This is a genomic window from Curtobacterium flaccumfaciens, assembly GCF_013359815.1.
GTDB lineage: Bacteria > Actinomycetota > Actinomycetes > Actinomycetales > Microbacteriaceae > Curtobacterium > Curtobacterium flaccumfaciens.
The window spans coordinates 80806-104662 of record NZ_JABMCF010000031.1 but is presented as its reverse complement, the minus strand read 5'-3'; the positions used below and the strand labels follow the sequence as shown (position 1 = coordinate 104662).

22 protein-coding genes are annotated in these 23857 nt (G+C 71.2%); all 22 read right to left on the bottom strand.

Going from position 1 to position 23857, the window contains the following annotated elements; all coding sequences use genetic code 11:
* The coding region (locus HP445_RS03340; protein WP_347343917.1) for an S-adenosylmethionine synthetase N-terminal domain-containing protein at positions 1 to 247 on the bottom strand (247 nt) is incomplete at its 3' end.
* A 5-nt stretch (positions 248 to 252) separates the two neighbouring features.
* Positions 253 to 516, bottom strand: a complete 264-nt coding sequence (gene rpoZ / locus HP445_RS03335; protein WP_017887186.1) for a DNA-directed RNA polymerase subunit omega — start codon at positions 514 to 516, stop codon at positions 253 to 255.
* Positions 517 to 543: 27 nt separating this feature from the next.
* Positions 544 to 1467, bottom strand: a complete 924-nt coding sequence (gmk, locus tag HP445_RS03330; RefSeq protein ID WP_239001435.1) for a guanylate kinase — start codon at positions 1465 to 1467, stop codon at positions 544 to 546.
* Positions 1464 to 2348, bottom strand: coding sequence for an orotidine-5'-phosphate decarboxylase (gene pyrF / locus HP445_RS03325; RefSeq protein WP_128779976.1), 885 nt, complete (start codon positions 2346 to 2348; stop codon positions 1464 to 1466). The genes gmk and pyrF overlap by 4 nt, the downstream gene beginning before the upstream one ends.
* Positions 2349 to 2359: 11 nt before the next feature.
* Positions 2360 to 5653, bottom strand: a complete 3294-nt coding sequence (gene carB / locus HP445_RS03320; RefSeq protein ID WP_111046413.1) for a carbamoyl-phosphate synthase large subunit — start codon at positions 5651 to 5653, stop codon at positions 2360 to 2362.
* Positions 5653 to 6852, bottom strand: a complete 1200-nt coding sequence (gene carA / locus HP445_RS03315; protein WP_071403717.1) for a glutamine-hydrolyzing carbamoyl-phosphate synthase small subunit — start codon at positions 6850 to 6852, stop codon at positions 5653 to 5655. Before carA ends, carB begins: the two co-directional genes overlap by 1 nt.
* Positions 6849 to 7412, bottom strand: coding sequence for a PH-like domain-containing protein (locus HP445_RS03310; protein ID WP_128779977.1), 564 nt, complete (start codon positions 7410 to 7412; stop codon positions 6849 to 6851). Before HP445_RS03310 ends, carA begins: the two co-directional genes overlap by 4 nt.
* Complete coding sequence (locus HP445_RS03305; RefSeq protein WP_128779978.1) at positions 7409 to 8767, bottom strand: dihydroorotase; 1359 nt, start codon at positions 8765 to 8767, stop codon at positions 7409 to 7411. The genes HP445_RS03310 and HP445_RS03305 overlap by 4 nt, the downstream gene beginning before the upstream one ends.
* Complete coding sequence (locus HP445_RS03300; protein ID WP_110864574.1) at positions 8764 to 9738, bottom strand: aspartate carbamoyltransferase catalytic subunit; 975 nt, start codon at positions 9736 to 9738, stop codon at positions 8764 to 8766. The genes HP445_RS03305 and HP445_RS03300 overlap by 4 nt, the downstream gene beginning before the upstream one ends.
* Positions 9738 to 10337, bottom strand: a complete 600-nt coding sequence (gene pyrR / locus HP445_RS03295; RefSeq protein ID WP_017887177.1) for a bifunctional pyr operon transcriptional regulator/uracil phosphoribosyltransferase PyrR — start codon at positions 10335 to 10337, stop codon at positions 9738 to 9740. Before pyrR ends, HP445_RS03300 begins: the two co-directional genes overlap by 1 nt.
* 24 nt (positions 10338 to 10361) lie before the next feature.
* Positions 10362 to 10814 carry a transcription antitermination factor NusB gene (nusB, locus tag HP445_RS03290; protein WP_027465744.1) on the bottom strand — a complete coding sequence of 151 codons (453 nt, stop codon included), beginning with the start codon at positions 10812 to 10814 and terminating at the stop codon, positions 10362 to 10364.
* Between the two features lie 11 nt (positions 10815 to 10825).
* Positions 10826 to 11389 (bottom strand): elongation factor P, encoded by a 564-nt coding sequence (gene efp / locus HP445_RS03285; protein WP_017887175.1) that lies wholly within the window; start codon positions 11387 to 11389, stop codon positions 10826 to 10828.
* A gap of 148 nt (positions 11390 to 11537) precedes the next feature.
* The gene (locus HP445_RS03280; protein ID WP_071403714.1) at positions 11538 to 13229 is read right to left on the bottom strand and encodes an ABC1 kinase family protein; all 1692 of its coding nucleotides are present in this window, start codon (positions 13227 to 13229) and stop codon (positions 11538 to 11540) included.
* A gap of 177 nt (positions 13230 to 13406) precedes the next feature.
* Complete coding sequence (aroB, locus tag HP445_RS03275) at positions 13407 to 14504, bottom strand: 3-dehydroquinate synthase (RefSeq protein ID WP_027465746.1); 1098 nt, start codon at positions 14502 to 14504, stop codon at positions 13407 to 13409.
* A complete protein-coding gene (locus HP445_RS03270) occupies positions 14501 to 15133 on the bottom strand; it encodes a shikimate kinase (RefSeq protein WP_128779980.1) in 633 nt (210 codons plus the stop codon). The genes aroB and HP445_RS03270 overlap by 4 nt, the downstream gene beginning before the upstream one ends.
* Positions 15130 to 16350 (bottom strand): chorismate synthase, encoded by a 1221-nt coding sequence (gene aroC, locus HP445_RS03265; RefSeq protein WP_128779981.1) that lies wholly within the window; start codon positions 16348 to 16350, stop codon positions 15130 to 15132. The genes HP445_RS03270 and aroC overlap by 4 nt, the downstream gene beginning before the upstream one ends.
* A gap of 42 nt (positions 16351 to 16392) precedes the next feature.
* Positions 16393 to 17955, bottom strand: coding sequence for an endolytic transglycosylase MltG (mltG, locus tag HP445_RS03260; RefSeq protein WP_164941116.1), 1563 nt, complete (start codon positions 17953 to 17955; stop codon positions 16393 to 16395).
* Positions 17956 to 18048: 93 nt separating this feature from the next.
* On the bottom strand, positions 18049 to 18492 hold the full coding sequence (gene ruvX, locus HP445_RS03255; RefSeq protein WP_171907752.1) for a Holliday junction resolvase RuvX: 444 nt from the start codon (positions 18490 to 18492) through the stop codon (positions 18049 to 18051).
* Positions 18493 to 18500: 8 nt separating this feature from the next.
* Complete coding sequence (gene alaS, locus HP445_RS03250; RefSeq protein ID WP_111023067.1) at positions 18501 to 21158, bottom strand: alanine--tRNA ligase; 2658 nt, start codon at positions 21156 to 21158, stop codon at positions 18501 to 18503.
* 59 nt (positions 21159 to 21217) lie between these two features.
* Positions 21218 to 21400 (bottom strand): hypothetical protein, encoded by a 183-nt coding sequence (locus HP445_RS03245; protein ID WP_027465751.1) that lies wholly within the window; start codon positions 21398 to 21400, stop codon positions 21218 to 21220.
* A 123-nt stretch (positions 21401 to 21523) separates the two neighbouring features.
* The gene (rpsD, locus tag HP445_RS03240) at positions 21524 to 22153 is read right to left on the bottom strand and encodes a 30S ribosomal protein S4 (protein WP_017887166.1); all 630 of its coding nucleotides are present in this window, start codon (positions 22151 to 22153) and stop codon (positions 21524 to 21526) included.
* Between the two features lie 234 nt (positions 22154 to 22387).
* The gene (locus HP445_RS03235) at positions 22388 to 23740 is read right to left on the bottom strand and encodes a replication-associated recombination protein A (protein WP_128779983.1); all 1353 of its coding nucleotides are present in this window, start codon (positions 23738 to 23740) and stop codon (positions 22388 to 22390) included.
* Positions 23741 to 23857: the final 117 nt, after the last annotated feature.

Sequence of the window (23857 nt, the reverse complement as noted above, 5' to 3'; positions counted from 1 at the left end):
AGTTGTAGCCGATGCCGGTGATGACGTCACGGACGAGCTTGGGGATCTCGACGTAGCCGGAGGTCGTGACCTCGCCGGCGACGTGCACGAGCCCGGTGGTCACCATCGTCTCGACGGCGACGCGCGCGTTCGGGTCGACCGCCAGCAGTGCGTCGAGGATGCTGTCCGAGATCTGGTCGCAGATCTTGTCGGGGTGCCCCTCGGTCACCGACTCGGACGTGAAGAGGCGGAGAGCAGCTGCAGTCACCGGGATCAGTCGGTGGGCTGCTGCTGCTTGGTGACGGTGAGCTTGTCCTCGTTGATCTCGTGGAGCGCGACGGACAGCGGCTTGTCGTCGATCGTCGAGTCGACGAGCGGTCCGACGTTGTCGAAGAGCGAGCCCTCGTGCAGGTCGGCGTAGTAGTCGTTGATCTGGCGGGCGCGCTTCGACGCGAAGATGACGAGCGCGTACTTCGACTCGACCTTGCTGAGCAGGTCGTCGATGGGCGGGTCGATGATGCCCTGGGGGTTGGCCATGGTGTCTCCTCGAAGTCAGTGCACCCGTCAGGGCGCAGAGAACAAGTCTACGACCTCACGTGCCGCGGTGCCGACATCGGAGTTCACGATCCGCACGTCGAACTCGTCCTGCGCGGCCAGCTCGACCTTCGCGGTCTCGAGACGACGCGCCTGTTCCTCCGCGGATTCGGTGCCGCGGCCGATGAGCCGGCGCACCAGTTCCTCCCACGTCGGGGGCAGCAGGAACACGAGCACCGCCTCGGGCATGGCGTCGCGGACCTGCCGGGCGCCCTGCAGGTCGATCTCGAGCATGACCTTCTCGCCGGCGTCGAGCGCGCGGTCGATCGGCGGGCGCGGGGTGCCGTAGCGGTACGAGTTGTGGACGGTCGCCCACTCGAGCAGCTCGCGGTCGCGGATCATGCGGTCGAACTCGTCGTCGTCCACGAAGTAGTAGTGCACGCCGTCGACCTCGCCAGGGCGCGGCTTCCGGGTGGTGGCGGAGACGCTGAGGTTGACGTCCGGGTAGTGCTGTCGGATGTGCGCGCTGACCGTGCCCTTGCCGACCGCGGTGGGTCCGGCGAGCACGACGAGCTTCGAGGCACCACGCTTGCGCCCGCGGGCGGCGAGCCAGTCCGCCAGGGCGGTGCGCTGCCGGGTGCCGAGGCCACCGAGGCGCTTCGACGGGGCGATCCGCAGGGTCCCCATGATCGCCTCGGCTCGTGCGGGGCCGATGCCCGGCAGGCTCACCAGCAGGTCACGGACCCGCAGCGATCGTTCCGCCGAGGTCGTCTCGACCAGCGAGTCGTCCCACGCGGCACGGGCGACGTCGAGTGCCGAGCGCTCCCCCGACGCGATCGCGGCCTTCACCGCGGCCCGGGCGCGTCGCGCGGCGACGGCGGCCTTCGCCGCGGCGACGCGGTCCACCTCTGGCGGGGTCCGGTGGGCGGGCAGGCCCTCGTGCTCGTCGGTCACGCTGCCGCCACCAGTGCGGTGCGGATGCGGTCCGCGCGGTCGGTGACGAGCGCCGCGACGCCGTCCGGACCGTCGGTCAGCAGGCCGCGCGACTCGCTCACGAGCACCTGCTCGGCACGCGCGCCGTACAGCGCACGGAGGTCCTCGATGCGGGCGCCCTGGGCACCGAAGCCCGGCGCGAGGACCGGCGCGGCGCCGATCGCGTCCGCGTCGATGCCGAAGTCGTCGAGGTGAAGGGTCGCGCCGAGCACGAGCCCGACGTCGCCGAGGGCCTGATCGCCCACGGACCGGTTGTCGTCTGCCACGTCCAAGACGATACCGGCCGCGACCGTCCGGCCGGTACGCGGTCCTTCCGCGAGCACCGCGGTCTGCAGCACCCGCGCCTCGGGGTTGCTCGTCGCCGCGAGCACGAAGACCCCCGCACCGTTCCGGCGCGCGACGTCGATCGTGCCCCGGAGCGAGCCGTACCCGAGGTACGGCGACACCGTCATCGCGTCGGCCGCGAACGGCCCGTCGCGGTCCAGCCACGCCAGCGCGTAGTCGTCGCCGGTGGTCCCGATGTCGCCCCGCTTCACGTCGGCGACGACCAGGAGGCCCGCATCGCGTGCCCGGCGGATCGTCGCGTCGAGCGCACGGTAGCCCGCGACCCCCGCCGCCTCGAAGAAGGCGACCTGCGGCTTCACGATCGCCGCGCGGCCGGCGGCCGCGTCGACCAGGGTCGCGCCGAACGCCGTCAGGCCCTGCTCGTCGCGGGCGAGCCCCCACGCCGCCAGGGTGGCGGCGTGGGGGTCGATCCCGACGCAGAGCGGTGAACGCTCCCCCATGGCGGACGCGAGGCGGTCGCCGAAGGAGGCCGGGCCTCCCGACCGGTTCGTTGCCATGCTGGCAGCCGTCACCAGGTCGCGCGCTCGAGCGCGTAGTCCTGCAGGCTGCGGACGTTGAGCGGCGAACCGATCGTCTCGATCGCCGCGACGGCGGCCCCGATCTGCGCGATCGTCGTGAACAGCGGCTTGTCCGCCGCGACCGTGGCCGCACGGATCTCGTACCCGTCCGCACGACCGGCGGCACCCGACGGCGTGTTGATCACGATGTCGACCTCGCCCCTGGCGAGCAGGTCGACGACGCTCTCGCCGCCCTGGCTGTACTTGCCGACGATCCCGACCTCGATGCCGTTGCGGCGGAGGATCTCCGCCGTGCCCTCGGTCGCGATGATCGTGAAGCCGAGCTGCTGCAGGCGGTGCACCGGCAGTACGATCGCGCGCTTGTCGGTGTCGGCGACGCTCACGAAGACCGTCCCGCTGGTCGGCAGGCCGCCGTACGCGGCGTCCTGCGACTTGAGGAACGCCCGCGGGAAGTCGCGGTCGATGCCCATGACCTCGCCGGTGGAGCGCATCTCGGGGCTGAGCACCGAGTCGACGACCTGGCCCTCGCGGGTGCGGAAGCGACGGAAGGGCAGTACGGCCTCCTTCACGGCGACCGGCGACTGCGCGGGGACGAACGCCCCGTCACGCTCGGGCAGCATGCCCTCGGCGACGAGCTCGGCGACCGTGGTGCCGGTCATGATGCGGGACGCGGCCTTGGCCAGCGGGATGCCGAGCGCCTTCGAGACGAAGGGCACGGTGCGGCTGGCGCGCGGGTTCGCCTCGAGGACGTAGAGCACGCCGGCGCCGATGGCGAACTGGACGTTGAGCAGGCCCTGCACGCCGATGCCGCGGGCGATCTTCTCGGTCGCGTCGACGACGCCCTGGATCTCTGCGCGGCCGAGGCCGACCGGGGGCAGGGTGCAGGCCGAGTCGCCGGAGTGGATGCCGGCCTCTTCGAGGTGCTCCATGATGCCGCCGATGTAGAGCCGCTCGCCGTCGAAGAGCGCGTCGACGTCGATCTCCACGGCGTCGTCCAGGAACCGGTCGACCAGCAGCGGGAGCTCCGGGCCGATGATCGCCTGGTCGGCCATCCGGTCGAAGTAGTCCGCGAGCGACGGGGAGTCGTACAGGATCTCCATGCCGCGGCCGCCGAGCACGAACGACGGGCGGACGAGGACGGGGTACCCGATCTCCTCGGCCACCGTGGTCGCGCTCGCCAGGTCGTGGGCCGTGCCGTTGCGCGGTGCGAGCAGACCGGCGGCGTCGAGGATGGCGGAGAACTGCCCGCGCTCCTCGGCCGAGTCGATCGCGGTGGGGCTGGTGCCGAGGATCGGGATGCCCGCGGCCTCGAGCGGCTTCGCCAGGCCGAGGGCGGTCTGGCCACCGAGCTGCACGACGACGCCGACGAGTTCGCCGGACGCGGCCTCGGCCTCGATGACCTCGAGGACGTCCTCGGCGGTCAGCGGTTCGAAGTACAGGCGGTCCGAGGTGTCGTAGTCGGTCGACACGGTCTCGGGGTTGCAGTTGATCATGATCGTCTCGAACCCGGCGGCGCTCAGCGCGAAGGACGCGTGCACGCACGAGTAGTCGAACTCGACGCCCTGTCCGATGCGGTTCGGGCCGGAGCCGAGGATGACGACCTTCTTGCGGTCGCTCGGCGTGATCTCGGTCTCGGTGTCGTACGAGGAGTAGTGGTACGGCGTCAGGGCGGGGAACTCGCCGGCGCAGGTGTCGACGGTCTTGAAGACCGGTCGGATGCCCTGGGCGTGCCGCTCGTCACGGACCTGCTGCTCGGAGACCGGAGCCGCGTCCGTGCTGCGCAGGCTCGCGATCTGGGTATCGCTGAAGCCGTGCTCCTTCGCCCAGCGCATCGTGTCCGCGTCGAGGGTGTCGGCGGCCCGGACCTCGTCCGCGACCTCGTTGATGAGCACGATCTGGTCGATGAACCAGGGGTCGATCTTGGTGGCCTCGAAGACCTCGTCCGCGGTGGCGCCCGCGACCAGGGCCTGCTGGACCGTGACGATGCGGCCGTCGGTCGGGATCGACGACTTCGCCAGCAGGGCGTCCTTGTCGAGCTCGGCCGCCGGGGTGTCCCAGTGGAAGCTCGACCCGCGCTTCTCGAGCGAGCGCAGCGACTTCTGCAGTGCCGTGGCGTAGTTCCGGCCGATGGCCATCGCCTCGCCGACGCTCTTCATCGTCGTGGTGAGGGTGGCGTCGGCGGCCGGGAACTTCTCGAACGCGAACCGCGGGGTCTTCACGACCACGTAGTCGAGGGTCGGCTCGAAGCTCGCTGGGGTGACCTTCGTGATGTCGTTCTCGATCTCGTCGAGCCGGTAACCGATGGCGAGCTTCGCGGCGATCTTGGCGATCGGGAAGCCCGTGGCCTTCGACGCGAGGGCCGACGAGCGGGACACGCGGGGGTTCATCTCGATGACGATGACGCGGCCGTTCGACGGGTCGACGGCGAACTGGATGTTGCAGCCACCGGTGTCGACGCCGACGCGACGGATGATGTCGATGCCGATGTTCCGCATGTTCTGGTACTCGCGGTCGGTCAGGGTCAGCGCGGGGGCGACCGTGATCGAGTCACCGGTGTGGACGCCGACCGGGTCGACGTTCTCGATGGAGCAGATGACGACGGTGTTGTCGTAGTTGTCGCGCATCAGTTCGAGCTCGTACTCCTTCCAGCCGAGGATGGATTCCTCGAGCAGGACCTCGGTCGTCGGGCTGGACTGCAGCCCGTCGCCGACGAAGCGGACGAGTTCGGCCTCGTTGTAGGCGAAGCCCGAACCGAGGCCGCCCATGGTGAACGACGGGCGGACGACCAGCGGGTACCCGAGGTCCTTCGCGAACTCCTTCGCTTCTTCGAGCGTGTGCGCGATGTGGCTGCGGGCGACGTCGGCACCGGACTCGAGCACGAGCTCCTTGAAGAGCTGGCGGTCCTCGCCGCGCTGGATCGCCTCGACCTTGGCGCCGATGAGCTCGACGCCGTGCTTGGCGAGGATGCCGGCCTCGTCGAGCGCGATGGCCGCGTTCAGGGCCGTCTGGCCGCCGAGGGTCGGCAGGACGGCGTCCGGCTTCTCGATGCGGATGATCTCCTCGAGCGACGCGTTCGTGATCGGCTCGATGTAGGTCGCGTCGGCGAAGTCGGGGTCGGTCATGATCGTCGCCGGGTTCGGGTTGACCAGGATGACCCGGACGCCCTCGGCCCGGAGGACACGGCACGCCTGGGTGCCGGAGTAGTCGAACTCGGCGGCCTGACCGATGACGATCGGGCCGGAGCCGATGACGAGGACGGAGTTGATGTCTGCGCGCTTGGGCATCAGTTCGCTTCCTTGGTGATGTCTGCTGCGGGGGTCGTGGCGTCGGCGGTGGCCGCGTCGAGCGGCTCTCCGTCGCGACGCTCGCGCACCATGTCCGCGAACCGGTCGAAGAGGTACATGCTGTCGTGCGGTCCGGCGGCGGCCTCGGGGTGGTACTGCACGCTGAACGCCGGCACGTCGAGCGCGCGGAGGCCCTCGACCACGTTGTCGTTCAGCGAGTAGTGCGAGACCTCGACCCGACCGAACCCGGCCGGCGACTCGAGGACCTCGCCGAGGGGCGCGTCGACCGCGAAGCCGTGGTTCTGGCTCGTGATCTCGACCTTGCCCGTGGTCGTGTCGAGCACCGGCTGGTTGATGCCGCGGTGACCGAAGGGCAGCTTGTAGGTGCCGAAGCCGAGCGCGCGACCGAGCAGCTGGTTGCCGAAGCAGATGCCGAAGAACGGCCGGCCGGTGCGCAGGCTGTCCTGCAGCAGCTCCACCTGTGCGTCCGACGCGGCGGGGTCGCCGGGGCCGTTCGAGTAGAACAGGGCGTCCGGTGCGAGGGCTTCCAGCTCCGCAGCGGAGATGTCCTGCGGCACCACGTGCACCTCGAAGCCGCGGGCGGCGAGGTACCGGGTGGTCGAGGCCTTCACGCCGAGGTCGAGCACGGCCAGGGTGCCGATCTGCTCGCCAACGGCGGGGACGACGTAGGTCTCCGGGGTGGACACGACCGCCGAGAAGCTCGCGCCGGCCATCGTCGCCTGCGACACGACCGCGTCCAGCTGCGACTCGGCCGACAGCGCCGCGTCCGCACCGCTGAAGACGCCGCCCTTCATGGCGCCGGCGTCACGGATGCGGCGGGTGAGTGCGCGGGTGTCGATGCCGGAGATGCCGACGATGCCGTCGCGCACCAGGTGGTCGTCGAGCGTGGCGTTCGCGCGGTGGTTCGACACCACGCGGCTGGGGTCGCGCACCACGTACCCGGCGACCCAGATGCGACGGGACTCGGGGTCCTCGTCGTTCACCCCGGTGTTGCCGATGTGCGGAGCGGTCTGCACCACGATCTGTCCGGCGTAGGAGGGGTCGGTCAGCGTCTCCTGGTAGCCGGTCATGCCGGTCGCGAAGACCACCTCGCCGAGCGTGCGCCCACGGGCGCCGTAGGCCCAGCCGTCGTACCGGGTGCCGTCTTCGAGGACCAGGACGGCCCGTTCGCGTGTCATGCTTTCTTCCCTTCGCCCGCGGTTCGCGGAGCATCGGCCGCAGTCGCCTGCGGCCCGGTCTCGGTCAGTCCCTGCAGGGCGTGCAGCGCGGCTGCGTCGCCCTCCGGGAACCGGAAGTAGGTGTCCAGGTCCGTCGCACCTGCGGCGCCGGTCGCCGTCCATCGCAGACGGACCAGTCCCCCGGGTTCGACCACTCGGTCGATGGCCCACGTGGATCGGTCGGCGCCGCGGACCGCGTCGCGCGCGATCCAGCGGTCGTCGGTACCGGCGAGGCGCATCGCCACGCCGGTCGCGTGGACCGTCACCCCGCCGCGGCCGCGGAACCCGAGGCCGCCTGCGGTGATGCGTTCCAACGGCTGGTCGGCGCGGGTCGTCGCGACGGTGAACCCGTCCCACGACCCGACCGCCGGTGCCAGGTCGGCCGGCACCCGGACTGGAGGCACGGCTTCCGCCTGCTTCCTGGTCCGCGTCCGCCAGGTGCGCGCCATCGCGACGAACAGGGCGGCGACCGCGAGCAGGATCACCGCGCCGAGGAGCCAGCGCTGCGCGTCGCCGCTCATGCGCGCGCCCCTGTCCGGAACGCCGCGGCGTGCGCCGCGATCGTGTCCGCGTCGACGACCCGGCCGTCGAGCACCGTCGCGTACCCCTGGTGGAAGGTCGCGACGACCCGGCCAGGCAGGGTCATGCCGAGGTACGGCGAGTTCTGCGACTGGCCGGCGAGGTCGGTGACCGCGAACTCGCGGCTGGCCGACGGGTCGTAGAGCGTGATCTCGGCGGGTGCTCCTTCGGCGATGCGCTGCCCGTGCCCCTCGACCTGGCCGATCCGCGCCGGCGCCTCGGACAGCACCCGGGCGACGTCGGCCCAGTCGAGCCGGCCGTCGTCGACCACGGCGGACTGCACCACGCTCAGCGCGGATTCGAGGCCGACCATGCCGTTCGCGGCGGCGGGCCACTCGCAGCACTTCGCCTCGGCGGTGTGCGGTGCGTGGTCGGTCGCGACGATGTCGATGGTGCCGTCGGCCAGGGCCGCGCGGAGCGCCTCGACGTCCTCGCGGGCGCGGAGCGGCGGGTTCACCTTGTAGCGGGCGTCGTAGCCGGGGGCACCGTCGTGGCCGGCGATGAGGTCCTCGGTGAGCACGAGGTGGTGCGGGGTGACCTCGGCCGTGACGTCGATGCCGCGGGACTTCGCCCACCGGATCACCTCGACGCTGCCGGCCGTCGAGACGTGGCAGACGTGCAGGCGTGCTCCGACGTGGTCGGCGAGCAGGACGTCGCGGGCGATGATCGCCTCTTCCGCGACGGCGGGCCACCCGGCGAGGCCGAGCTCCGAGGACAGCCGGCCCTCGTTCATCTGCGCGCCGATGGTCAGCCGGGGCTCCTGGGCGTGCTGCGCGAGCACCCCGCCGAAGCCCTTGATGTACTCGAGTGCGCGGCGCATGAGCAGCGGGTCGGCCACGCAGGAGCCGTCGTCCGAGAACACCCGGACCTTCGCCCGCGAGGTCGCCATCGCACCGATCTCGGACAGGTGCGTGCCCTGCAGCCCCTGCGACACGGCGCCGATCGGGCGGACCGTCACGTAGCCGGCGTCGTCACCGAGTGCCTGGACCTGCTCGACGACCCCGGCGGTGTCGGCGACGGGGCTCGAGTTCGCCATGGCGTTCACGGCGGTGAAGCCGCCGGCGGCCGCGGCCCGCGAGCCGGTGAGGACGGTCTCGGACTCCTCGTGACCGGGCTCGCGCAGGTGCGTGTGGAGGTCCACGAGACCGGGCAGGGCGATGAGGCCGTCCGCGTCCACGGTGGTGGCGCCGGCCGTGTCGAGACCGGACCCGACCGCGGTGATGCGCCCGGCCTCCAGACGGATGTCGGCACGCGAGCCGTCGACCAGCTGCGCGCCACGGATCAGGTGAGCGGTCATGCGGCGGACTCCTTCGCGTCGGTGCCGGTGCCGGCACTGCCCGTCAGGGCGAGGTAGAGGACGGCCATCCGGACCGAGACGCCGTTCTCGACCTGCTCGACGACGGTCGAACGGGGGTCGTCGGCGGCGACGCCGGCGATCTCGAGCCCGCGGTTCATCGGACCGGGGTGCATGATCAGCGTGCGCTCGGACAGCCGACCGAAGCGTGCCGCCGTCAGACCCCAGTGCCGCGTGTACTCGCGCGGGTTCGGGAAGAAGGCGTCGTTCATCCGCTCCTGCTGGATGCGGAGCGTCATGACGACGTCCGGGTCCTCGGCCAGGGCGGTGTCGAGGTCGTGGTGCACCGCGGCGCCGAACGGGGTCGGGGTGGCGGGCAGCAGCGTCGGCGGCGCGGCGAAGGTCACGCTCGCGCCGAGGGTGCGGAGCAGCCAGGCGTTCGACCGGGCGACCCGGCTGTGCAGCACGTCGCCGATGATCAGGACGCGCACGCCGTCGAGGCCCTGGCCGCGCGAGCCGGCACCGTGCAGGCGGCGGCGCATGGTGAAGGCGTCGAGCAGCGCCTGCGTCGGGTGTTCGTGCGTGCCGTCACCGGCGTTGACCACCGGCACGTCGATCCAGTCGGCGTCGGCGAGCACCCGCGGCGCGCCCGATGCACCGTGGCGCATGACGATGCCGTCGATGCCCATCGCGCCGAGGGTCTGCACGGTGTCCTTCAGGGATTCGCCCTTCGAGACGCTCGAGCCCTTCGCGGCGAAGTTGAGGACGTCGGCGGACAGGCGTTTCGCGGCGGCCTCGAACGAGATGCGCGTGCGCGTGGAGTCCTCGAAGAACAGGTTCACCACGGTCTTGCCGCGCAGGGCCGGGAGCTTCCGGACCTCGCGCGTGTTGACCTCGGCCATCTCCTCGGCGACGTCGAGGATGTGGACGGCCTGGTCGCGGGACAGGTCGGCGGTGGAGAGCAGGTGCCGCATCACGCCACCCCCTGCTCGATGAACACGGTGTCGTCGCCGTCGGTCTCGGCCAGGTGCAGCGTGACCCGCTCGTCGGACGCGGTCGGCAGGTTCTTGCCCACGTGGTCCGCGCGGATCGGCAGCTCGCGGTGGCCACGGTCGACGAGCACGGCGAGCCGGACGGCACGCGGCCGGCCGATGCCCTGCAGCGCGTCGAGCGCGGCGCGGACGGTGCGACCGGAGTACAGCACGTCGTCGACGAGCACGACGACCTTGCCGTCGATGCCGCCGGCGGGGATGACCGTCCGGTGCGGCGCGCGGCCGATGCCGTGGCCGAGGTCGTCGCGGTGCATGGTGACGTCGAGCGTGCCGACACGCTCCGTCCCGATGCCACCGGCGGCCGAGGACCACTCCGGCTCGATGCCGGCCAGGATCCGGCCGAGGCGTTCCGCCAGGACGGCGCCGCGGGTCGGGATGCCGAGGAGCACGAGGTCCGAGCCCCCGTGGTTGGCTTCGAGGATCTCGTGCGCGATGCGTGTCAGGGCACGCGTGATGTCGGGCTGTTGCAGGACCGTTCTGGTTCCCACGTCGACCCCCTTCCCCGCCTCACTGGACGGCATTAAAGGATGCTGACGTGGTCAACCCTACCGGGACTCCTGGTCTCCTGCGACCGTCCGACCGGACGGTGCACGACCGCCGGCGACGGCCCCGAGCACGCCGTTGACGAAGCCGGCGGAGTCCTCGGTGGACAGCGACTGCGCGAGCTCCACCGCCTCGGCGATGGCGACGGCGTCGGGCACCTCCGGGTTGAACCGGAGCTCCCAGACGGCCATCCGCAGGATGCAGCGGTCGAGGACCGGCATCCGGGCGATCGACCAGCCCTGGGCGTGGTCGACGATGACGGAGTCGATCTCGTGACGGGCGTCGTCGACACCGGTGACGATCTGGCGGGCGTAGTCCCAGCTGGAGGCACGCTCCGGCTGGTCCAGGTGCCGGACCGTCTCGGTGGCGAGGACGTCCGCGATCGGCAGCTCGCGCACCTCGGCGACGTACAGCATGTCGAGGGCGCGCTTGCGGGCCTTCGAACGAGCACTCATACGGTCAGCGCCTAGGAGTTGACGCGGCCGAGGAAGCTGCCGTCGCGCGTGTCGATCTTCACCAGGGTGCCGCTCTCCAGGTACAGCGGGACCTGGATGCGGTGGCCGGTCGCGATGATGGTCGCGTCCTTGGTGCCGCCGGAGGAACGGTCACCCTGCAGGCCCGGCTCGGTCTCGACCTCGGTGACGATCGACGTCGGGAGCTCGACGTACAGCGGGTTGCCCTCGTTCATCGCGATGGTGACCATCGCGGACTCGAGCAGGTAGTTCTTGGCGTCGCCGACCACGGTCGCGGAGACCGGGATCTGGTCGTACGTGTCGGTGTCCATGAACACGTAGGAGTCGCCGTCCTCGTAGAGGAACTGGTAGTCACGACGGTCGACGACGGCGGTGTCGATCTTCGCGCCGGCGTTGAACGTGCGGTCCACGACCTTGCCGGAGACGACGTTCTTGAGCTTCGTGCGGACGAACGCGCCGCCCTTGCCCGGCTTGACGTGCTGGAACTCGACGACCGACCACAGCTGGCCGTCGATGATGAGAACGGCGCCGTTCTTGATGTCTGTGGTACTGGCCATGAGTCGTCGGTGTCCCGTTCGGTCGTGTTGTGAAGTGTCCTCGGGCCGCGGACGGCCCCGGACGAGTGTAGCGGACGCCCGCCCGGCGGCCGGAGCGGTGCGCGTGCGTGCCGGACGCGCCGGTCCCGGGCGGGCGCCGGGCCCGCGGTCAGCGTCGCCGTCGAGCGAGCCAGGCGTCGATCGCCGCCCAGCCGAGCAGCACCACCGCCGCTCCCCCGAGCAACCCGCCCGCGACCCCGGTGGACAGGGCCGCCGTCGGTCGCGCCGGCAACGACAGGTAGACGATCGCCAGGATCCCCGCCCCCGCACCGAGCAGCACCAGCAGGATGCGCCGGATCATGCCGGACACGAGCTGCCGGTCGCGGCTGTCCGCGAAGAGCCGGATGTTCACCGTGAACCGGCCGGTCTCGATCGCCTCGCCGATGCGGTCCACCCGGCGGGGCAGGCGACGAGCGGCCGACACGACGCCGAGCAGCTCCTTCGCCGCCAGGTCGCGGAGCTTGCCCGGCCGGAGCTGGTCGGTGATCTGCTCCCGGGCGAGTCCGCGGGACTCCTCGAGCAGGTCGAACGACGGCGCGAGCGTCCGGAGCGTGCCCTCGAAGATGGCCAGGGCGCGGGCCGCGGCGACGAAGTCCGGCGGTGGCTTCAGCCGGTACCGCCCGAAGACCTCGACCGCGTCGTCCACGGTGTCGACGCCGATGCGCGCACCGGGCCCGAGCTCGTCCGCGACGAAGCGGGCGATGTCCCGACGGAAGTCGGGCTCGTCGTGCGCATCGCGCACGGGTGCCATCCGCAGGACCGCATCGGCGATCCGCGACGTGTCGTCCTGCAGGTAGGCGGCCAACAGGTCCTGGACCGTGTCCCGGAGACCCGGGTCGAGCCTCCCGACCGATCCGAAGTCGATCAACGCGGGCCGACCATCGGGCAGCACCAGGACGTTCCCCGGGTGCAGGTCCGCGTGGTACAGGCCGTCGAAGACCACCTGGCGCAGGAAGGCGCGGAGGATGGCGCGCATCGGCGCGTCGAGGTCGCGCTCGGAACGCTCGGCGCGGATCGCGCTGAGCGTGTCGCCCTCCAGGAACTCCATCACGAGCACACGCCGGCCGGACAGGTCCGGGTAGGGGTCCGGGAACCGGACCTCGTCCGGACGCGCGCTGCGGGCCTGGGCCGCACGCAGCGCGGTGAGGTTCCGGAGCTCGGAGACGAAGTCGACCTGCCGGATCAGGTCGTCCGCGTACTGGCCGGCGATGTCCTGCACGCCGACCTGCCGCGCCTCGGTCGACCACCGGGCCATGAACCGGACGACCCGCAGTGCGATGTCCACGTCGCGGCGAACCGCGGCGTCGATCCCCGGCCGCTGCACCTTCACTGCGACCGCCGTGCCGTCGGGCAGCCGGGCGCGGTGCACCTGCGCGATGGACGCCGCTGCGACGGGCACCGGGTCGAAGGTCGCGAAGACCTGGTCGACCGGGGCGCCGAGCTCCTGCTCGAGGAGCGCACGGACCTCGTCTGCCGGCGCCGCCGTGACGTTCCGCTGCAGGTGGGCGAGTCCCTCGGTCCACTCCTCGGGCAGCAGGTCGTCGCGGGTGGAGAGCAGCTGGCCCATCTTCACGAACCCGCCACCGGCTTCCTCGAGGGCCCGGCGCAGGTGCTCGGCCTGGTCGCGACGCAGGTCCGACGTTGCCGGGTCGTGCGAGAAGTCGAGACGACGGAACGGCACCAGGTGGTGGCGGCGGGCGATCGAGAGGAGTTCGGTGAAGCGTCGACCACGGGAGCGCAGGGTGCCGGTGTCGGCGTCGCGCGGGCCGGAGAGGTCGCTCAGTCGGGGTGGGGTGGGCACGCCCGTCAGTCTGCTCCCCGGTGCTGGGTCCGCAGCGTGCGGGTGGCGCGGTCCGTCGCGTCGTCCCATCCTCCTCCACAGCTTGGAGGCCCGGCGCGGCCTCCACAGGTCCGCGTGGGTCCGGCGCGGGGCTCGGACCTGGAGTGGATTCGTCAGGTCCTGCGCTGACCGAGCAGGCTAGACGCCGACCTCCTGGTAGGCGGTGAAGAGCAGGTGGTCCTCGGGGCCCTCGAGCACGACGGGCTTGCCGACGCCGTCCAGGATGATGAACCGCAGCATGCCGGCACGGGCCTTCTTGTCGCGACGCATCGTGGCGAGCAGCCCCTGCCACCGCCCGACACCGTACGAGGTCGGCAGGTCGAGCGACTCGAGGATCGCCCGGTGCCGGTCGACCGTGGCGTCGTCCAGGTGGCCGGTCAGTCGGGCGAGCTCGGCGGCGAACACCATGCCGACCGACACCGCTGCACCGTGGCGCCACTGGTACCGCTCAGCGTGCTCGATCGCATGCCCGAGGGTGTGCCCGTAGTTCAGGATCTCGCGTCGGCCCTGCTCCGTGAAGTCGTCCGAGACGACCTCGGCCTTGAGCGCGATGGCGAGCTCGACGACCCGGCGGAACTCCGGGGTCGTCGGATCGGTGACCCGGTCGACGTCGGCCTCGACGATGTCCAGGATCTCGGGCACGGCGATGAACCCGGCCTTCACGATCTCGGCGAACCCGGTCAGGATCTCGTTGCGCGGTAGCGTGCGGGCGAGGTCGAGGTCCACGACGACGGCACGGGGCGCGTAGAAGGCGCCCACCAGGTTCTTGCCCTCGTTCGTGTTGATGCCCGTCTTGCCGCCGACGCTGGCGTCCACCATGCCGAGCACGCTGGTCGGGACGGCCACGTACGGCACACCGCGCAGCCAGGTCGCGGCGACGAAGCCGGCCAGGTCGGTGACGGCGCCGCCCCCGAGGCCGATCACCGCGTCGGTGCGGGTGAAGTCGGCCTGCCCCATGATCTGCCAGCAGAACGCCGCGACCTCGACTCGCTTGGCGCCCTCGGCGTCGGGGACCTCGGCGATCAGGGCTTCGAGCCCGGCCTCGACCAGGAGCGCGCGGAGCTCGTTCGCCCGGGCACCGAGCGTCGGCGAGTGCACGATGAGGACCTTGGCGACGCGCGGGCCCAGGATCGCGGGCAGGGCACCGAGCAGGTCCGTGCCGACGGCCACCGTGTAGCCGTCGTCACCGCCGACCCGGATCTCGGTGGTCCCGGCGGGCAGGGTCGACTCGGTCACGGTGCTCCTTCGGTGCTGGTGGTGCTGGTGGTGCTGCTGGTCGTGCTGCCGGGCGCGGCGGTGGTGCCGCTGCGCTCGGTGGTGTCTGCGTCGCTGCGCTCGGTGCTGCCGGCGTCGCTGCGCAGCCACGTGACGACCTCGTCGACCACGCGGGACATCGGCCGGCGCGACGTGTCGACCACGACGTGCGCGAGCTCGGCGTAGGTGGCGGCCCGCTCGTCCATGATCGTCTGCCAGGCGTCCATCCCGCCGTTTGCCAGCAGGGGCCGGTCGGACCCGGCGATGCGGTCGGCGACGGCCTCGGGAGACACGGTGAGCAGGACGATGCGAGCCCCGCTCAGGGCCTGCCGGGTGTCCGCGTGGGTGACGGCTCCCCCGCCCACGGCGATGACGCCGCCGGTGGCCAGCGCCGCCCGGACCGCCTGGGCCTCGAGCGCGCGGAACGCCGGCTCGCCGCGGTCGGCGAAGATCCCGGGGATCGGCCCGTGCTCGCGCACGATGACCCGGTCGGTGTCCGTGAACGGGACGCCGAGGGCCTTCGCCACCCGCTTGCCGACGCTCGACTTGCCGGCGCCCATCGGGCCGATCACGACCACGGGCGCGTCGGCGCGTCGGACGTCGGTGCTCACAGGTCGGTCGACGTCGCCGACGGCTCGGTCCGGCGCGTGCGCAGGGTCTCCGGGATCGCCGCGAGGTAGGCGTCGAGGTTGCGCTTCGTCTCGACGACGTTGTCGCCGCCGAACTTCTCGAGCACCGCGTCGGCGAGCACCAGGGCCACCATCGCCTCGGCGACGACACCCGCAGCCGGGACGGCGCAGACGTCCGAGCGCTGGTGGTGCGCCGAGGCGTCCTCACCGGAGACGACGTCCACCGTGTGCAGGGCGTGCGGGATGGTCGCGATCGGCTTCATCCCGGCGCGGACACGCAGCACGGTGCCCGTGGACATCCCGCCCTCGGTCCCGCCGGCGCGGTCGCTCGTGCGGTAGATCTCGCCGTCCTCGCGGTACAGCTCGTCGTGCGCGGCGGAGCCCCGGCGGGCGGCGGTCGCGAAGCCGTCACCGACTTCGACCCCCTTGATGGCCTGGATCCCCATGATCGCGGCGGCCAGGCGGGCATCGAGCCGGCGGTCCCAGTGCACGTGCGAGCCGAGGCCCGGCGGGACGCCGTAGAACAGCACCTCGACGACGCCGCCCAGGGTGTCGCCGTCCTTCTTCGCGGCCTCGACCTCGGTGACCATGCGGGCGGAGGTCTCGGCGTCGAAGCAGCGAAGCTGGTCCTCGTCGAGGCGGTCCACGTCGTCGGGCAGCGGCAGGTCCGTGCCGTCGGGGACCCGGACGGTCCCGACCTGCAGCGTGTGCGCCACCGAGCGGATCCCGAGTTCGGCCAGGAACGACTTGGCGACGGCACCGAGCGCCACGCGTGCGGCGGTCTCACGGGCACTCGCACGCTCCAGGATCGGGCGCGCTTCGTCGAAGCCGTACTTCTGCATGCCGACCAGGTCAGCGTGGCCCGGACGCGGTCGGGTGAGCGGCGCGCTCCGCCCGCGGGACATCTCGGTGGACTCGATCGGCTCGGGGTTCATGACCTCGACCCACTTCGGCCACTCGGTGTTGCCGATGCGGATCGCGATGGGGCTGCCGAGCGAGTAGCCGTGCCGGACGCCGCCGGACACGTGCAGCTCGTCCTGCTCGAACTTCATCCGCGAGCCACGGCCGTAGCCGAGCTTGCGGCGCGCGAGATCGGCACGGATGGACTCGAACGACACCGGGACACCCGCGGGCAGGCCCTCGAGCATGGCGATCAGTTCGGGTCCGTGGGACTCACCAGCAGTCAACCAACGAAGCATGCCGCAATCCTCCCACAGCGTTGGTCCGTGCGACGTCGTCGCCTACTGGTAGTCGGGGTGCGCCCGCAGCCACGCCTGGAACTGCTCGACCGCCACCAGGTGCTGGTCGTAGGTGTCCGAGAAGACGGTCTTGCCCGACTCCAGGTCGACCGTCACGAAGTACAGCCACTTGCCCGGGGCCTCGTTCGTCACGGCCTTGATCGCGATGTCACCCGGGTTGGAGATCGGTGCGGGCGGGAGCCCCTCGTGCACGTAGGTGTTGTACTCGTTCGAGGCGTCCGCACGCTCGGCGTCCGTGGTCGTCACGGTGTGCGTGTTGCCCGTGCCGTACGCGACCGTGGCGTCGGACTGCAGCTTCATCCCCTGGTCGAGGCGGTTCTGGAACACCCGGGCGACCTTGGGGTAGTCGGCCGCGAGGCCGGCTTCCTTCTGCACCAGCGACGCGAAGACGATGGTGCGCTCCTGGTCGGCCTCCTTGACGCCGGCGGCGGACAGGTGCTCCTTCATGGTGTCGACCATCGACTTGAAGTACTGCTCGGCCGTCCAGCCCGGGTTGATCGGGTAGGTCGCGGGGAAGAGCCAGCCCTCGAGCGTCGTGACGCCGGACGGCAGGTCGTAGGCCGACAGGTCCTTCGCGGCCGCGTCGACCTGCTTCTCGGTCAGACCGGCCTTCGAGACCATCCCGGCCTTGATGTCGGCGAGTGCCGTGCCCTCCGGGATGATGATCGACGCCTGGACGCGGTTGTCCTTGTCCTGCAGGGCCGCCAGCGCGGACTTCGAGCTCATCTGCTTCTTCAGCGCGTACGAACCGGGCTGGAACTGCACGTCCGGCGAGGCCAGCAGGAGCTTGTAGAACACCTTCGAGTCCTTGACGACGCCGCTGCGCTGCAGCGTCGCGGCGACGTTCTCGCCGATGTCGCCCTGCTTGATCGTGATGGTCACCTTCGAGGTGCCGTTGCCCGTGTAGTCGTCGGGCTCCTGCGCGCCGCTGATCGCCGCGATGAGCTGCTGGATCTTGGGTGCGGCGAACGTGTACGCCCCGACGCCGGCAGCGAGCACGACCGCGACGATGACGAGCCCCGCGACGAGCGGTCCGCGCCGGCGCTTCGGCCGTGGCTCGCGGGGCGGCCTGGAGGCGCGTCCTCCGCCGCCTCGTCCCCCGCCCCCGCCGCCTCCCGCGGCACCACCGCCGCCGGTCGCGTCACCGTCGTCCGTCCCGTCGGCTCCGGATCCGCCGGCCGCGGCGGTCGCCGCGGACTCGGTCGGCAGCTCGCCGGTCAGCAGTGCGGCGACCTCGGGGTGCAGGTCTTCGGGGCGGGTGGCGATCGGTGCGTCGGCGGGGGACGCAGGGCGTTCGTCGCGTGCGGCTGGCGGAGCCTCGGTGGTCCGTTCGGCGGCAGGCGGCTCCTCGGTCGCTGCGACGCGGGCTCGTTCGGCCTCGAGGGCGCGGGCTTCGCGTCGGGACAACGGAGGCGCCGGCGGTGGGGTCACCTGACCAGCGTCGTCGCGGTCATCGGTGCCTGTCGTGCGGTCGGAAGTCGCCTTCCGCCGCTCGGCGTCGTTGCCGGGCGCGATGATCGCGTTCCAGTCCAGATCGTCTGCCAACGTCCTCGGTCTCTCGGTCGGGAACTCCACCTGGGCACCGTCGTCCTCACAGCTGACGACGAGAGCACCCATGTGCGGTACCGGGCAGCCCTGTCAGGGAAGCGTGGTGCCCGGAGGGGCACCGGCACTGCGCTCGTGGTCGAGCGCGTGTTGCAGAATGATAACAGCGGCTGCTTGGTCGATCACGGCCCGGGACTTCTTCGTGTTCTTGCCGGCCTGGTGCAGCCCTCGCTGGGCGGTCACGGTCGACAGTCGTTCGTCGACCAGGCGCACCGGCCGACGCGCCGCGATCCGGGCCGCGAACACGCGGGCGTCCTCGGTCGAGGCCGTGTCCCCACCCGACATCGACAACGGCAGTCCGACGACGACCTCGAGCACGTCGTACTCGTCCGCGAGCTCGAGGATCCGCCGGAGGTCCTTCGAGTCGTCACGACGGACGGTCTCGACCGGCGTCGCCAGCAGGCCGTCGCGGTCGCACACGGCGACCCCGATCCGGGCGCGTCCGACGTCCACGCCGAGCCGCCGCCCGGACCGGATGCCCACGGTCAGCCCGCGAGCCGTGCGGTCACGGCACGCAGCGCCGCGGGGAGCGCTGCTGCGTCGGTCCCGCCGCCCTGCGCCAGGTCCGGCTTGCCGCCGCCACCGCCACCGAGCACGCCGGCGGCCTCCTTCGCGAGGGGGCCCGCCTGCACGCCCGCAGCACGAGCGGCGTCGTTGGTCGCGACGATCACGATCGGCTTGCCGCCCACGACGGCACCGAGCACGACGACGGCCGCGCCGTCACCGAGCTGGCCTCGCACGCCGGTGGCGAGCGAGCGCAGGTCGTCGCCGGACTGCAGGCCGTCGACCGTCTCGGCGACCACGGTGGTGGCACCGACGGTGGTGGCGTTCCGGGCGATGGCGGGCACGCGCTGCTGCAGGTTCGCCGACTCGTACTCGGCGAGCTTCTTCTGGGCGGACCGGAGGTCCTCCATCAGGTTCTGCACGCGGGCCGGCAGGTCGGCACGGGGAGCCTTGAGCGCGCTGGAGAGCTGCGACACGATCGTGCGCTCGACGGCGAGGTCGCGGAACCCCTCGAGCCCGACCAGCGCCTCGACGCGGCGGTTCGTCGAACCGACGCTCGACTCCCCCACCAGGTTGACGAGCCCGATCTGCGCGCTCGAGGCGACGTGCGTACCACCGCAGAGCTCGCGGGACCACGGGCCGCCGATGTCGACCATGCGGACCTCGGCGCCGTACTTCTCACCGAACAGGGCCTGTGCCCCGAGGGCCTTCGCCTCGTCGATGGGCAGGATGCGCGTGGAGACCTCGAGGTCGGTGCGGATCGCGGTGTTCACGACCTCCTCGATCTCGGAGCGCGTCTCGAGCGAGACCGGCTGCGACCACGAGAAGTCGAGGCGCATGTAGCCGGACTTGTTGTACGAACCGGCCTGCAGCGCCTCCGGCCCGAGGATGTCGCGGAGCGCCGCGTTCACCAGGTGCGTCGCGGAGTGCGCCTGGGTCGCGCCGCGGCGGTACTCCGCGTCGACGACGGTGCTCGCGGCGTCACCGACGCCGACCTCGCCGGAGCGGACCTGGACGGTGTGGCTCCACAGTCCGGAGACCGGTCGCTGGACGTCGAGGACCTCGAGGTCGAACCCGTTGCCGACGATCGAGCCCTGGTCGGCGTCCTGGCCGCCCGACTCGGCGTACAGCGAGGTCTCGCCGAGGATGACCTCGGCGATGTCACCGGCGACCGCACGGTCGACGCTCACACCGCCGACGATGATGCCGAGCACGCGCGTCTCAGCCTCGAGCGCGTCGTAGCCGAGGAACGTCGTCTCGCCCTTGGCCCGGAACGCGCTGTACACGCTCAGGTCGGCGATCGCGGTCTTCTTGCTCTTCGCGTCGGCCTTCGCCCGGGCACGCTGCTCGGACATCAGGGTCTCGAACGCCGTGCGGTCGACGTGGACCCCGGCTTCCTCGGCCATCTCCATCGTCAGGTCGATGGGGAACCCGAAGGTGTCGTGCAGCAGGAACGCCGTGTCGCCGCCGATCGACGGGGCGCCGTCCTGCTTCGCACGCTCGACGGCGACGTCGAGGATGGTCGTACCCTGCGCCAGGGTGCGGAGGAAGGTCTCTTCTTCCGCGTACGCGATGCGGGAGATCCGGTCGTAGTCGGACGCCACCTCGGGGTAGGCGTCGCGCATGGCGTCGCGGGACGCCGGGAAGAGCTCGGGGAACGTGGGCGCCTCGACACCGAGCAGGCGCATCGCGCGGACGGTGCGACGGAGCAGACGACGGAGGATGTACCCACGGCCCTCGTTCGACGGGCTCACGCCGTCGGCGATGAGCATCAGCGAGGAACGGACGTGGTCGGCGATGACGCGCATCCGCACGTCGTCCTCGTGCACGGCGCCGTAGCGTCGGCCGGAGATCTCGGCTGCGCGGTCGAGCACCGGGCGCACCTGGTCGATCTCGTACATGTTGTCGACGCCCTGCTTGATGAAGGCGACGCGCTCGAGCCCCATGCCGGTGTCGATGTTCTTGTTCGGCAGCTCGCCGGTGATCTCGAAGTCGTACTTCGACCGCACGTCGGCGATCTGGTACTGCATGAAGACGAGGTTCCAGATCTCCACGTAGCGGTCGTCGTCCGTCGCCGGGCCGCCGTCGATGCCGTACTCGGGGCCACGGTCGAAGAAGATCTCCGAGCAGGGACCCGCGGGTCCGGGCTGTCCGGTCGACCAGTAGTTGGTGTCCTTGCCGAGGCGCTGGATCCGCTCGTCGGGCAGCGAGGAGTGCTGCTTCCAGAAGCCGATCGCCTCGTCGTCCTCTTCGTAGACGGTGACCCAGAGGTCGTCGGGCGAGAAGCCGAGCCCACCGTCGGTCTCCGGCTTGGTCAGGAACTCCCAGGCGAACTGGATCGCCTGCTCCTTGAAGTAGTCGCCGAACGAGAAGTTGCCGTTCATCTGGAAGAACGTGCCGTGGCGAGGGGTCTTGCCGACCTCTTCGATGTCGTTCGTGCGGATGCACTTCTGCACGCTCGTCGCCCGCGGGAACGGCGCCGGGATGAGACCGGTCAGGTACGGGATGAACGGCACCATGCCGGCGACCGTGAAGAGGAGCGACGGGTCGTCGGAGACGAGGGACGCGGACGGGACGACGGTGTGGCCGCGGTCACCGAAGTACTGGAGCCAACGGCGGCGGATCTCTGCGGTCTGCATGGTGCTTCCTGGGTTCAGGTCGTGGGTGGAGGAGGGTCGAGGCTGCTCGGTCGGAGCGCTCAGACGTCGGTACGGAGCTCGGCCTCGCGCGACCGGTAGCCGTCCGCGACGGCACCCGTGAAGGCCTTCGTCTTGGCGTTCACCTCGGCGAAGAGCCGGGCGCCACCGGAGGTCTGGGCGACCCGGTGTGCGACGGCGAACCCGATGACGATGCCGACGGCGACGAAGAACAGCTGCTTCACGGGGCCTCTCCCTCTGTGCACCCGGGCGGTGCATGCCCGCACAAGCTTAGTCGCCGGTGCCGGAACGCCGAACGGCGGGTCGCCCTCGAGAGGACGACCCGCCGTTCGGGTGTGATCAGTGGATCAGCGAGCTGCGTAGTACTCGACGACGAGCTGCACTTCACAGGTCACGGGGACCTCGGCGCGCTTCGGGCGACGCACGAGGCGGGCCTGGAGCTTCTCGATCTCGACCTCGAGGTAGCCCGGGACCTTCGGGAGGACTTCCTGGTGGCCACCGGCAGCGGCGACCTGGAAGGGCTCCATCGACTCGGACTTCGCCTTGACGTGGATCAGCTGGCCCTCCTTGACGCGGAAGGAGGGGCGGTCGACGAGCTTGCCGTCGACCAGGATGTGGCGGTGCACGATCAGCTGACGGGCCTGCGCGGTGGTGCGGGCGAAGCCGGCACGGACCACGAGGGCGTCGAGGCGCTGCTCGAGGAGCTCGACCAGGTTCTCACCGGTCAGGCCCTTCGTCTTGCGGGCCTCTTCGAAGACGATGCGGAGCTGCTTCTCGCGGATGCCGTACTGGGCGCGCAGACGCTGCTTCTCACGGAGGCGGACGGCGTAATCGCTGTCCGCACGACGGCGCGTACGGCCGTGCTCACCGGGCCCGTAGGGGCGCTTCTCGAGGTAACGGGCGGCCTTCGGCGTCAGCGGGATGCCGAGTGCGCGCGACAGGCGGGTCTTGCTGCGGGTACGTGACTTGGTAGACACAGGGTCCTTTTCTCTGTTCGAACTGAATACTCACCGGAGGCCGGGCACGCGAGTGCCGGTGGCCCCGACGACGGGATCCAGAGGGATGAGCCTGTGGGATCGGACGGCTACAGTCCGAACCTCTGCCCCCGTACCACCGGAGTGGCACTCTGTCCTCGACGCAGCCGTGCTCGAGGACCAGGACGTAGGCCCGGCAATGCTAGCAGCATCGGGGCGAGCGCAGAAGCACCGACGCTACTGGCCGCGTGTGATCTTCCGGAGTCGTTCGAGCCGCGGCCCGACCTCGCGCTCGTGGCCGTTGGCCGTCGGCGTGTAGTACTCGGTGCCCTCGAGGGCGTCCGGCAGGTACTGCTGTTCGGCGACCCCGTGCTCGGCGTCGTGCGAGTAGACGTACCCCTTGCCGTGCCCGAGGCGCTTCGCTCCGGCGTAGTGCGCGTCGCGCAGGTGCATCGGGACCGTGCCCATCCGCCCGGCCTTGACGTCGGCCATCGCCTGGTTGATGCCGTTGTAGGCGGCGTTCGACTTCGGCGCCGTCGCCAGGTACACGACGGCCTCGGCCAGCGGGATCCGCCCCTCTGGCATCCCGATGAGCTGCACGGCCTGGGCCGCGGCGACCGCGATGGGCAGCGCCTGGGGGTCGGCCATGCCGATGTCCTCGGACGCGGAGATGATGATCCGCCGCGCGATGAACCGGGAGTCCTCGCCGGCCTCGATCATCCGGGCGAGGTAGTGCAGGGCCGCGTCGACGTCGCTCCCCCGCACCGACTTGATGAACGCGCTGATGACGTCGTAGTGCTCGTCACCCTGTCGGTCGTAACGCAGCAGGGCCCGGTCGACCGCGGCCGCGACGGTGTCGGCGTCGACGACGGGCACGGTGTCGTCGTCCTCGTCCTGCGCGGCGGTGGCCGACGCCGCCGCGGCCTCGAGCGCGGTCAGGGCACGTCGGGCGTCGCCGGACGCGAGCCGGATGATCGCACTGCGGGCCTCGTCACCGAGGACGACGGCACCGCCGAGCCCGCGGGGGTCCTCCACCGCGCGGTCGACGAGCATGCCGAGGTCGGGATCGGTGAGCGGTTTGAGCGTCAGGAGCAGTGAGCGGGACAGCAGCGGCGAGATGACCGAGAACGACGGGTTCTCGGTGGTGGCGGCGATCAGGATGACCCACCCGTTCTCGACGCCGGGCAGCAGGGCGTCCTGCTGGGCCTTGCTGAACCGGTGGATCTCGTCGAGGAACAGCACCGTGGTCGATCCGTACAGGTCGCGGTGGGCCAGCGCCTTCTCCATGACCTCGCGCACGTCCTTCACGCCGGCGGTCACGGCGGAGAGCTCGACGAACTCGCGGCCGGACTGCCGTGCGATGGCCTGCGCCAGCGTGGTCTTGCCGGTGCCCGGCGGTCCCCACAGGATCACGGAGACCCCGCCGGGGTTCTCACGCGTGCCGGTGGCCAGCTGCACCAGGGGCGAACCGCGGCCGAGCAGGTGCTGCTGACCGGCGACCTCGTCGAGGCTGGTGGGGCGCATCCGGACGGCGAGCGGGACGGAACCCTGCGCGAGACCGGCGCGACCACCCGTGGTGGGCGCGTGCATTCCCGAACGATCCGCTGCCATCCTGCAATCGTAGGCCGGTCCACCGACGCAGGCCGCGCCTCCCGGCTGGTGGCGGTGCCCCTTCGGCTACGCTCGTTGCACACTGCGACGAGAGGG